Raw genomic sequence first — 12,140 nt, 5'->3', positions numbered from 1 at the left:
AAACCTATCTTGATAAAAATCATTTCTATATTTGAATAATTTCTAATTTGTAATGCTATTTAATGACGTCAGCTGAATTTTATTCTCTTATAAAAAGCCAATTTCCATTTCAGCCAACAATAAAGCAAGATATTGTTTTGCAGCAACTTTCGCAATTTATTTTTAACAAAACTCCAAACACCTTGTATTTGCTTAAAGGCTATGCAGGTACTGGTAAAACCTCTATTGTAAGTACGGTAGTCAATAATTTATGGAAAGCAAAACAGAGTGCCGTTTTATTAGCGCCAACGGGTCGCGCAGCAAAAGTCATTGCTAATTATTCAAAAAAGGAAGCGTTTACAATTCATAAAAAAATATATTTTCCGAAGAAAAGTACAAGTGGCGGCGTAAAATTTGTGTTACAGCCCAATAAACATAAAAACACCATTTTTATAGTAGATGAAGCTTCGATGATTCCCGATACTCCTGGAGATTCCAAATTATTTGAAAACGGTTCGCTTCTAGATGATTTAATGCAGTATGTGTATTCCGGACACCATTGTAAATTATTGTTAATTGGCGATACGGCACAATTACCACCGGTAAAACTAGATTTAAGTCCTGCTTTAGACGAAAATAAACTCGCCTTAAATTATAATAAGGAGGTGACCAAAATGGAATTGGACGAAGTAGTTCGGCAAGAACAAGATTCTGGTATTCTGGCAAATGCTACTATTTTAAGGGAGGCACTTCAATCTCAGTTTTTCGATACGTTTAAGTTCGATTTGAAAGGATTTAAAGATATTGTAAGATTGATAGATGGTTACGAAATTATGGATGCCATAAACGATGCGTACAGCAATTTGGGCAACGAGGAAACCGCCTTTATTGTGAGGAGCAACAAGCGTGCCAACATGTACAATCAACAAATTAGAAGCAGGATTTTATTTAATGAACACGAACTGACTTCGGGCGATTACCTCATGGTGGTCAAGAACAATTATTTTTGGATAAAGCCAACAACAGAAGCAGGTTTTATTGCAAATGGTGATATTATTGAAATCCTTGAGATTTTTAGCATTACAGAATTATATGGGTTTCGCTTTGCGGAAGTAAAAATACGTATGGTAGATTATCCTAAAATGCTGCCTTTTGAAACCGTTTTATTACTCGATACAATTGATGCGGAAACACCTTCATTATCTTATGAGGATTCCAACAGATTGTATCAAGAAGTGATGAAAGATTTTGAAAATGAAACCAGTAAATACAAGAAGTTTTTAAAAGTAAAAAGCAACAAACATTTTAATGCGTTGCAAGTAAAGTTTTCATATGCCATTACATGCCATAAATCTCAGGGCGGACAATGGAACACCGTTTTTGTAGAACAACCGTATTTACTCAACGGCATTGATGTAGATTACCTGAGATGGCTCTATACAGCCGTTACAAGAGCTCAAGAAAAATTATATCTTATCGGCTTTAGGGATGATTTTTTTGTTGAAGAATGATGAAGATAGTCGCAGTATTCAGTCACGGTTGGCAGTTGGCAGTAGCAGTCCCGATAGCTATCGGGAGCAGTTGCAGTAGTCAGTAAACAGTAAAAAGTTGTATGATTAATATGCATTGTTCTTTTTTAGCTTTCACTCTTTTGCGCCTGTGCGACTTTGCGAGAGAATTAGACTTTGCAAGAGAACTAAAAAAATCTTTGTAGATTAGTTTAAATAATGATTAACAAATTAAAACCTCTTTTGGGGATTTAGGGGAATGACACCAGAAACACTAATTAGTATTTGTTTAGGCATTGGTTTATCGGCTTCGGTCGGTTTTAGGGTATTTCTACCTTTATTTGCTTTAAGTTTAGCATCCTATTTTAATCTTTGGGAACTTAACGCATCTTGGGAATGGGTTGGGAGTATGCCAGCACTTGTTGCCCTTGGTGTTGCTACTGTGGTAGAAGTTTGTGCCTATTTTATTCCATATGTAGATAATTTATTAGATAGTATTGCTGTTCCATTGGCAGCACTTGCAGGAACAGCAGTTATGCTTTCCACGGTTGCAGATTTAAGTCCGGTAATTACATGGGCTTTAGCAATTATAGCCGGTGGAGGAACCGCGGCGGCCATAGCAGGAACATCAGGAACAACACGTTTAGCTTCAACAGCAACAACTGGAGGATTAGCAAATCCAGTAGTTTCAACATTAGAAACGGGAACATCAGCAGTCATGTCGGCTATTTCAATATTCTTGCCCATTGTGGCAATCATTTTGGTTATTGTCATTTTATTATTCATATTTAAGTTATTTATCCGATTCAAACGAAAGTAAGAAGAAGGTTCTATAATATTTAACTATTTTTGAATCAGCATTAAATAAAGCACATGAAAATAATTTCAATGATTCCTGCGCGTTACGCCGCATCCAGATTCCCTGGAAAACTCATGCAAGACTTAGGAGGAAAAACAGTAATTCTTCGCACATACCAGGCTACTGTTGCCACAAATTTGTTTGACGATGTTATTGTGGTTACCGATAGCACTATTATCTATAATGAAATTGCCAGCAATGGCGGTAAAGTTATGATGAGCAAAAAAGAGCATGATTGCGGTAGTGATAGAATAGCCGAAGCCGTTGAAAATTTAGATATCGATGTTGTAATTAATGTACAGGGAGATGAACCTTTTACCGATAAAGAATCTTTAAAAAAATTGATTGCCGTTTTTAAAAATGATGTTGATAAGCAAGTAGATTTAGCATCATTAATGGTTCATATTAAAGATGAAGATGAAATAAATAACCCAAATACGGTTAAAGTTGTTATAGATCAATCAGATTTTGCCCTGTATTTCTCTCGGAGCCCAATTCCATATCCTCGAGCTAAAAATGTTGGTGCAAAATATTATAAGCATAAAGGTGTTTATGCCTTTAGGAAACAAGCTATTTTAGATTTTTACCGATTGCCCATGCAAACTTTAGAGGCTTCCGAAAAGCTAGAACAATTAAGGTATTTGGAATACGGAAAGCGTATTAAAATGGTAGAAACTGATGTTGAAGGTGTTGAAATTGATACTCCCGAAGATTTAGAACGTGCCAAAAGGTTATGGAAATAGCTTGTGCCTAACTTGTTTCAGTAACCCAAATAAAAGAAGTAATTGATAGAAAATTATAAAAACATAAAAGTAATTGGATTTGACGCCGATGATACACTATGGGTAAACGAAACCTATTTTCGTGAAGCAGAAGCCGAGTTCTCTAAATTATTGTCTGAGTTTGAAACGCCAAATAAGATAGATCAAGAACTGTTTAAAAAAGAAATTGGTAATTTAACGCTGTATGGTTATGGTGTAAAAGCATTTACATTGTCTATGGTAGAATGTGCTTTAGAGCTTTCGAACAATACCATTTCAAACGAAAAAATTGAAGAAATCCTTAATATAGGGAAGAAAATGCTCAACAAACCAGTAGAATTATTAGATGGTGTCGAAGACGTTTTAGAGCAATTATCAAAAAAATACAGACTTATTTTAGCAACTAAAGGCGATTTATTAGATCAAGAACGAAAATTAGAAAAATCTGGACTAACATCCTATTTTCATCATATTGAGGTATTGAGCGATAAAAAAGAAACCAATTATTCTAAACTGTTAAAACACCTCGAGATAGCACCCAAAGAGTTTTTGATGGTAGGGAACTCTTTAAAATCAGATATTTTGCCATTGGTTAATATAGAGGCAAGCGCAGTTCATGTGCCGTTTCATACTACTTGGGCACACGAAATGGCTTCGGAAAAAGAGACAAATGGTAAACACTATAAAACAATTAGTACATTGCGAGATCTTTTAAAATTATTGTCTTAATTAAAAAAAAGCATGATATTTATAAAGTTTCAAGGCAATTTAAATAAGTAATTTTAAAATAATACTATTTTTACGTTTTGTAAAAGAAAATATGCTGCATGAATTATAAAAACTTTCCAATGGTGCCAAGAGTTATTTTTGGCAGAGGTAGTTTCAATCAGTTAGAGGAATTGTTAGCCCCTAATCGCCTTAATAGAAACGCACCATTTATTTTTTTGGTTGACGATGTTTTTAAAACAGACGGGGCTTTAACCTCAAGAATACCAAAATCTTACGATGATAAATTAATTTTTGTTTCTGCTGAAGAAGAACCCAAAACATCCCAAGTTGATGCGTTGGTGGAAGAAATAATTCTAACATCAAAAGAAAGTCCTTCTGGAATTATCGGCATTGGAGGCGGCTCTGTTTTAGATTTAGCGAAAGCAGTTGCTATTATGTTGAATAATGAAGGTAGTGCAGAAAATTATCAAGGTTGGGACTTGGTTAAAAATAAAGCGGTATATCATGTTGGCATACCTACAATTTCAGGGACTGGAGCAGAAGTGTCCAGAACTACTGTTTTAACAGGTCCAAAACGCAAATTGGGAATCAATTCAGATTTCACACCTTTTGATCAAGTGGTTTTAGATCCAGAACTTGTTAATGGTGTGCCCAAGCAACAATGGTTTTACACAGGTATGGATTGTTTTATTCATAGCGTCGAATCTTTGAACGGCACATTTTTAAACGCATTTAGCGAAAGTTATGGAGAAATGGCTTATGGTATTTGCAAAGAAATATACTTGGAAGGAAAGCTTTCTAAAAAAGATGCTCAAGATAAATTAATGATGGCATCATGGCATGGAGGCATGAGTATTGCCTATTCCCAAGTAGGAGTAGCCCATGCACTTAGCTATGGTTTATCATACTTATTAGGTACTAAGCACGGTATTGGCAATTGTATTGTATTTAATCATTTAGAGGAATTTTATCCAAAGGATGTTGCATTATTCAAAAAAATGGTAATTGAACATAATATTGAATTACCAAAAGGCGTATGTGCAGATTTAAGTGATGAAGACTTTGACATCATGATAGGTATTGCGCTTGGTTTGGAGCCACTTTGGGAAAATGCTATTGGCAGTAATTGGAAAAAAACAATTACACCTAAAAAACTTAGGGAACTTTACTTAAAAATGTAGTATGCGACAATGGCTAGCTAGATTTATATATTTTAAATTATTAGGTTGGCAGGTTGGGGGAGACTACAAAATTCTACAAAACGACATTAAAAAAGCAGTTTTAATAGCTGCGCCGCATACCAGTTGGCACGATTTCTACATTGGTGTGTTAGTGCGGGCCGTATTAGGTGTTAGCGTTAATTTTATTGGTAAAAAAGAGTTATTTGTTTTTCCTTTCGGATATTTTTTCAGGGCTTTGGGCGGAAGACCGATCGATAGGCAAAACAAACAAAACAAGGTTCAAGCTATTGCAAAATTGTTTGATGAAAATGAAACTTTTAAAATAGCTCTAGCCCCTGAAGGGACAAGAAAGAAAGTGGAAAAGTGGCGTACAGGATTCTATTTTATTGCTAAAGAAGCTAAAGTGCCTATTGTGATGTTTACTTTAGACTTTGAAAATAAAAAAAATACATTTTCAAAACCTTTTTATCCAACAGATGACATTGAGGCAGACTTTAAATACATGCGCAACTTTTTTAAAGACGTAAAAGGAAAAATTCCTGAATATTCTTAGTTGTTTTAAATTATGGCATGGAATTTGCGGTTCAATAAGTAACGGTTAATGAAACATAAAGTAAACAATTACTTGTCCCTAAAAAGAAACATAAACCACTTATCAAAATTAAGCTACTCCATTTTATTGAAGTGGCTTTTTTTTTTATTTTGAGTTTTTGTTATAGATTAGACCTTAACAGACGTAACTGTTTTTGTAATTCTTCCAGTAATTTTGGATGGATCTGTGTTTGAAACCAGTCTTTTAACCAACTTTTACGACTTTTCTCTATCAACACCTTCTTTTTGCAATTTCTAAGATACTGGGAAATCCATATAAAATAAATATTTTAAACAAAAAAGCCCGTCTAATAAATTAGACGGGCTTTGGTATATGTATCACTAAAAAGCTTATTTAATTGGCTTAACAGTTTTAATAATTCTTGCTGCAACTTTGTATGGATCTGCATTTGAAGAAGGACGACGGTCTTCTAACCATCCTTTATATCCCTTTTCTACAACGATAATTGGAATACGAATTGACGCTCCTCTATCGGAAACTCCCCAAGAGAAGTCGTTAATGGCGGCAGTTTCGTGCTTACCAGTTAAACGTTGGTCGTTAAACTCACCGTAAACCTCAATGTGTTCTTTTACAACAGGACGGAAAGCTTCGCATATTTCAATATATTTTTCTTTAGAACCACAAGTTCTTAAGATAGAGTTAGAGAAGTTAGCGTGCATTCCAGAACCATTCCAATCTGTATCGCCTAATGGTTTTGGGTGGTACTCAATATACATGCCTCTTCCTTCTGTTAAACGATCTAATAAATATCTAGACACCCATATTTCGTCTCCTGCTTTTTTAGCGCCTTTTGCAAATAATTGGTATTCCCATTGTCCAGATGCAACCTCTTGGTTGATCCCTTCAAAGTTTAATCCAGCATCAATACATAAATTGGCATGCTCTTCTACTAAATCTCGACCATGTGTATGTCTTCCTCCTACTGAACAGTAGTACATACCTTGTGGAGCTGGATAACCACCTCTTGGGAATCCTAAAGGTAATTCAGTATTAGTATTCATAATAAAGTATTCTTGCTCAAATCCAAACCAGAAATCGTTATCATCATCTTCTATAGTTGCACGTGCGTTAGACGCATGTGGAGTACCATCAGCGTTCATTACTTCATTCATAACTAAGTAACCGTTGATTCTTTGAGGGTCTGGATAGATAGCAACTGGTTTTAAAATACAGTCAGATGCTCCTCCTGAAGCTTGTTGCGTAGAAGAACCGTCAAAAGACCAGTTTCCTAATTCTTCAATTGTTCCTTGAAAGTTTTCATGTTCCTCTACTTTAGTTTTACTTCTCAAGTTTTGAGTTGGGAAGTATCCATCTAACCAAAGGTATTCTAATTTGATTTTAGCCATAATTAATGATTTATTGACGTGTTATTTTTAATTTTCAACACAAATATATATTTTTATTGAGAGACTTTGTATTATTCGGGGGTGTTTTCATAAAACCTAATGTTATTTTTATTTATACCCTATTTTTTTAAGGCATATTTTAAAAAAAGTATAGTTTTTTATGTATATATTGAAATATTGTTAATGATAAAAATTACAATTTTAGGCTTTCGTTTAGTCTTATCTATTATTTTTGTAAAATATTTAAAACTCATCTTTAATGGCAATTTTAAGATTTCACGCACTAAAAGAATCCATAAATTACAAATCAACGACCTTCAAGGAAAAGGGAAGACGCTCTGAGTTATTTGGTGCTAACGTATTTAATACAAATACAATGCGACAGCATCTTACAAGAGATGCATTTAAGGGTGTGATGAGTGCGGTTGAAGATGGCAATAAAATAAATAGAAACGTTGCCGATCAAGTAGCGTCTTCAATGAAAGATTGGGCACTATCTAAAGGCGTTACACATTATACACATTGGTTTCAACCACTCACGGGCACAACCGCCGAGAAACACGATGCTTTTTTTGAAACCTTGGAGAACGGAGGTGCCATTGAAAAATTTGGAGGAAGTCAGTTAGTGCAGCAAGAACCTGATGCTTCAAGTTTTCCTAGCGGAGGTATTAGAAACACCTTTGAAGCACGGGGCTATACGGCTTGGGATCCCACATCTCCTGCTTTTATTTACGAAACAACTTTATGTATTCCCACCATTTTTGTGGCTTATACAGGTGAAGCATTAGATTATAAAACACCTTTATTAAGAGCACTTAATGCCATAGATAATGCCGCAACAGATGTGTGTAAGTATTTTGATAAAAATGTAAAAAAGGTAACATCTTCAATGGGATGGGAGCAAGAATACTTTTTAATTGATAAAAATTTGGTGGCTTGCAGACCAGATATTACACTTACAGGAAGAACACTTTTAGGACATTCATCCGCTAAAGGACAACAATTAGATGACCATTATTTCGGTTCCATTCCAAATCGCGCACTAAATTTTATGCGAGATTTAGAAAACCAATGCATGCTTTTAGGCATTCCAGCAAAAACCCGTCATAATGAAGTAGCTCCAAATCAATTTGAATTAGCGCCAATTTATGAAGAAGCGAATTTGGCAGTAGATCATAATTCACTACTTATGGATGTTATGGGGCGCGTAGCTTCCAGACATAATTTTAAAGTCTTATTGCACGAAAAACCATTCGCAAACATTAATGGTTCAGGAAAGCATAACAATTGGTCTTTATCCACCGATACCGGAATAAACCTTTTGAAACCAGGTAAGACACCCATGAGTAATCTTCAGTTTTTAACCTTCTTTGTCAATACCATTAAAGCGGTTTGTGAAAACGAAGAATTGCTAAGAGCATCAATAGCATCAGCAAGTAACGACCATAGATTAGGTGCGAATGAAGCACCTCCAGCAATAATTTCCATATTTATTGGGGAGCAATTAACCAAGGTGTTGCAAGAATTGGAAGGCGTTACAAAAGGTAAACTATCACCAAAGGAAAAAACCGATTTAAAGCTAAATGTAGTTGGTAAAATACCAGATGTGTTGTTGGATAATACAGATAGAAACAGAACTTCTCCATTTGCGTTTACAGGTAATAAATTCGAGTTTAGAGCCGTAGGTTCCACGGCAAATTGCGGAAATCCAATGACGGTTTTAAACACCATCGTAGCCAAACAATTAAAAGAGTTCAAGGCAGAAGTAGATGTACTCGTAGATGGTAAGGATTTCAAAAAAGATGAAGCTGTTTTTAACGTTTTAAGAGAGTATATAAAAGCATCCAAAGATATTTTATTCGAAGGCAATGGCTATGGGGAAGCATGGGAAAAGGAATCCAAAAAGCGAGGTTTAAGCAATAATAAAACCACACCGGAAGCGCTTAAAGTAAAGCTGAACAAAAGTACCATTGCGTTATTCGAAGATATGAAGGTAATGAGCAAGATAGAAGTAGAGGCAAGGTACGAGGTGGAAATTGAAGCTTACATCAAACACATCCAGATAGAAAGCCGTGTGTTGGGAGATATCGCAAGAAATCATATCGTCCCCACTGCGGTTAAATATCAAAACATATTGATAGATAACGTTAAAGGCTTAAAGGAAATTTTTGAAAAAGATTATAAGGCGCTGGCAAAAGAACAAATGAATTTAATCAGGGCAATTTCCGATCATATTGACGGTATAAACAGTAATGTGACCAAAATGATTGACGAGCGGAAAAACGCCAATAACCTATCCGATATCTCAGAAAAAGCAGAAGCCTATTGCCAAAAAGTAAAACCATTTTTCGACGACATTCGTTACCATTGCGATAAGTTGGAATTATTGGTGGACGATGAGCTTTGGCCATTAACAAAGTATAGGGAATTATTGTTTATCCGTTAGTGTTTTATTTTGGAAGCCTGCCTGCACGCATCAATCGCTACCACACAAGCTCTTGCTTAGAGGCGGTATGTGCTTATTTGTGTCTTTTATTTATCGGGATATTGTTTTGTATGAAGAACACCTGCAATCTCAGTTTGATTTTGCTTCCAATTTAGTTAGAGTTACAAATACTGTTCTAAATCAAAATTTTAGTTAGTGTTCACTTCGTTGATGATGATCCGCTGATAAAAGTCGTTTTGTTATTTTTATTGAACATAAACTAAAGTTAGCTGGTTTTTCTTGTAAGTCAAGGGGGCTAATAAATAATTTAACCTTCTAGTGATTGTGTCAGAATCAAGAAAAACCTACTCAATTCCAATCCAGTTAAAAACCCGTTAATAAAACCCTTTTCATATTCATATTAAACCCCATGAATCTTTAAAATATTCCTTTACTTTGCATCACAATACAACATTATGAGTCAAGAAGTTTCAAAACGTTATGCACAAAGAGGTGTTTCCGCATCCAAAGAAGACGTGCATAACGCTATAAAAAATATAGATAAGGGATTGTTTCCAAAGGCATTCTGTAAAATAGTACCGGATTATTTAACCAATGATGAGGAATATTGTTTGATTATGCATGCCGATGGTGCTGGTACAAAATCGGCTTTAGCTTATATGTATTGGAAAGAAACTGGAGATCTTTCAGTTTGGAAAGGCATTGCGCAAGATGCACTCATCATGAATATTGATGATTTACTGTGTGTTGGTGCCACCGATAATATCATGTTGTCTTCAACCATTGGAAGAAATAAAAGTTTAATTCCAGGCGAAGTTTTATCAGCTATTATCAATGGTACAGAAGAATTGCTTGAAGATTTAAAATCGTTTGGAGTTACCATACATTCAACAGGTGGGGAAACTGCCGATGTTGGCGATTTAGTCCGCACTATAATTGTAGATTCAACGGTTACAGCGAGATTAAAACGCAGCGATGTTATTGATAATGCGAACATAAAAGCAGGCGATGTTATTGTTGGTTTAGAATCCTTCGGGCAAGCATCTTATGAAAACGAATATAATGGCGGTATGGGAAGTAACGGATTGACATCTGCAAGACACGATGTGTTCCATAATTATTTAGCCAAAAAATATCCTGAGAGTTTTGATGCAGCCGTTCCAAGTGATTTAGTGTATTCTGGACAAAAGAAATTAACCGATGCGGTTCCAAATTCTCCAATAGATGCTGGGAAATTAGTATTATCTCCAACGCGTACCTACGCACCAATTATAAAATCCATTTTATCTAAATATAACAGCGATGCTATTCATGGTATGATTCACTGTTCGGGAGGTGCTCAAACTAAAATTTTGCATTTTATTAATAACTTACATATCGTAAAAGATAATATGTTTCCGGTGCCGCCGTTGTTTCAATTGATCCAGGAACAATCCAAAACCGATTGGAAAGAGATGTATCAAGTTTTTAATTGCGGACACAGAATGGAATTGTACGTGTCTCCTGAATTGGCAGACGATATTATTTCAATTTCTAAATCTTTTAATGTTGACGCAAAAATTGTTGGTCGTGTTGAAACTTCAGAAAAAAAGAAGCTTACAATAAAAGGCGAGTTTGGGGAGTTTACGTATTAGAAATTTCATTTTAACTTGTATTTGGAATGATTTTTGAGCAAAGTAATTTTTTTCAAAAAAACAACCTGACAGAACCATGAAAAAACTCCTTTTACTAGTTGTTGTATTTACAATTCAGTTTAGTAATGCGCAACCAGATTCCCTCTATATTAAAGAAAACAAAGTTTACGATGGTCCACAATGGAAAGAGGGGCAAGAAGCTAGTGTGGATATAAGTCAGGTAAGTTTTACCAATTGGAATTCTGGAGGCACTAATTCAATATCAGCACTATTAGGCTATCAATATAATGCCAATTACAAGGATAAATTCTTCTTTTGGAACAACAGGGCTAGAATTGGTTATGGTTTAAACAAACAAGAAAGTAGAGAGCTTCGTAAAACAGATGATATTTTTGAAATCACTTCTAATTTGGGATATCAGCCTACAGACGACTCTAAATGGTTTTATTCGGCTAGATTTAATTTCAGAACCCAATTAGCAAACGGCTATAAATATCCAGATAAAGATAATCCTATCTCTAGATTGATGGCGCCAGGTTACTTGTTTTTTGGAGGTGGTGTGGAGTATGGAAAAAATATTGAAAAATTTTCCTTTTATCTATCGCCTTTAACGCTTAAAGCAACGTTTGTTCTAGATCAGGATTTGGCAAACGCAGGTTCGTTTGGAGTGGATCCTGCTGTTTTTGATAGCAATGGTAATTTGATTAGAGAAGGTGCTAATTTACGTAGGGAAGTCGGGATTTTGATTTCAAATAGCTATGTCATGGAATTGGGGGAAAATATTAACGTAACCAATCTTTTGAGTTTGTATTCAGATTACATCAATAACTTCGGAAATATTGATGTAGATTGGAGGATAAATTTTGATTTTAAAGTGAATAACTTCGTAAGAGCAACATTAGAATCGCATTTAAAATATGACGATGATGTAAAAAGTTTGGAGCCAACCGCGGTAGAGGGAGAGTTTGACGAAGCTGGTGCAAAAATTCAATGGAAACAGTTTTTAGGTATTGGTTTTGCCGTAGATTTCTAAAAAAATAAATTGAATCTTCTTAAATAAATTTGTTAACTTTTCAATGTTGAT

Annotated in this window: 10 protein-coding genes; 9 read left to right on the top strand and 1 reads right to left on the bottom strand. The window is 35.0% G+C overall.

The genetic code is table 11. The annotated features are described in order from the left end of the window. Window positions 1-62: 62 nt before the first annotated feature. The 6 genes from ABXQ82_RS12485 to ABXQ82_RS12460 all read left to right on the top strand — a co-directional run bounded on the left by ABXQ82_RS12485 (window position 63) and on the right by ABXQ82_RS12460 (window position 5,570). On the top strand, window positions 63-1,490 hold the full coding sequence (locus ABXQ82_RS12485) for an AAA family ATPase (RefSeq protein WP_367060022.1): 1,428 nt from the start codon (window positions 63-65) through the stop codon (window positions 1,488-1,490). A 256-nt stretch (window positions 1,491-1,746) separates the two neighbouring features. Next, on the top strand, window positions 1,747-2,307 hold the full coding sequence (locus ABXQ82_RS12480; protein ID WP_367060019.1) for a DUF4126 domain-containing protein: 561 nt from the start codon (window positions 1,747-1,749) through the stop codon (window positions 2,305-2,307). A 53-nt stretch (window positions 2,308-2,360) separates the two neighbouring features. Next, window positions 2,361-3,089: a 3-deoxy-manno-octulosonate cytidylyltransferase gene (gene kdsB, locus ABXQ82_RS12475; protein ID WP_367060016.1), complete on the top strand. Its 729-nt coding sequence runs from the start codon at window positions 2,361-2,363 to the stop codon at window positions 3,087-3,089. A 42-nt stretch (window positions 3,090-3,131) separates the two neighbouring features. Then, window positions 3,132-3,836: an HAD family hydrolase gene (locus tag ABXQ82_RS12470; RefSeq protein WP_367060014.1), complete on the top strand. Its 705-nt coding sequence runs from the start codon at window positions 3,132-3,134 to the stop codon at window positions 3,834-3,836. 98 nt (window positions 3,837-3,934) lie between these two features. After that, window positions 3,935-5,017 carry an iron-containing alcohol dehydrogenase family protein gene (locus tag ABXQ82_RS12465; RefSeq protein ID WP_367060011.1) on the top strand — a complete coding sequence of 361 codons (1,083 nt, stop codon included), beginning with the start codon at window positions 3,935-3,937 and terminating at the stop codon, window positions 5,015-5,017. Between the two features lies 1 nt (window position 5,018). Continuing rightward, entirely contained in the window at window positions 5,019-5,570 is a 552-nt protein-coding gene (locus tag ABXQ82_RS12460; protein ID WP_367060008.1) for a 1-acyl-sn-glycerol-3-phosphate acyltransferase, read from the top strand. A 389-nt stretch (window positions 5,571-5,959) separates the two neighbouring features. On the opposite strand, the gene ABXQ82_RS12455 is transcribed toward ABXQ82_RS12460, so the two are convergent. Beyond that, window positions 5,960-6,976, bottom strand: a complete 1,017-nt coding sequence (locus ABXQ82_RS12455; RefSeq protein ID WP_367060005.1) for a glutamine synthetase beta-grasp domain-containing protein — start codon at window positions 6,974-6,976, stop codon at window positions 5,960-5,962. Between the two features lie 259 nt (window positions 6,977-7,235). On the opposite strand from ABXQ82_RS12455, the gene ABXQ82_RS12450 reads away from it, so the two are divergent. The 3 genes from ABXQ82_RS12450 to ABXQ82_RS12440 all read left to right on the top strand — a co-directional run bounded on the left by ABXQ82_RS12450 (window position 7,236) and on the right by ABXQ82_RS12440 (window position 12,089). Then, the gene (locus ABXQ82_RS12450) at window positions 7,236-9,422 is read left to right on the top strand and encodes a glutamine synthetase III (protein ID WP_367060002.1); all 2,187 of its coding nucleotides are present in this window, start codon (window positions 7,236-7,238) and stop codon (window positions 9,420-9,422) included. 455 nt (window positions 9,423-9,877) lie between these two features. Then, a complete protein-coding gene (locus ABXQ82_RS12445) occupies window positions 9,878-11,056 on the top strand; it encodes an AIR synthase related protein (protein ID WP_367059999.1) in 1,179 nt (392 codons plus the stop codon). Window positions 11,057-11,132: 76 nt separating this feature from the next. Then, window positions 11,133-12,089, top strand: a complete 957-nt coding sequence (locus ABXQ82_RS12440; protein WP_367059996.1) for a DUF3078 domain-containing protein — start codon at window positions 11,133-11,135, stop codon at window positions 12,087-12,089. Window positions 12,090-12,140: the final 51 nt, after the last annotated feature.

This window comes from Algibacter sp. 2305UL17-15, assembly GCF_040720935.1.
Taxonomy (GTDB): domain Bacteria; phylum Bacteroidota; class Bacteroidia; order Flavobacteriales; family Flavobacteriaceae; genus Jejuia.
This window is presented reverse-complemented; position numbering and strand designations above follow the sequence as displayed.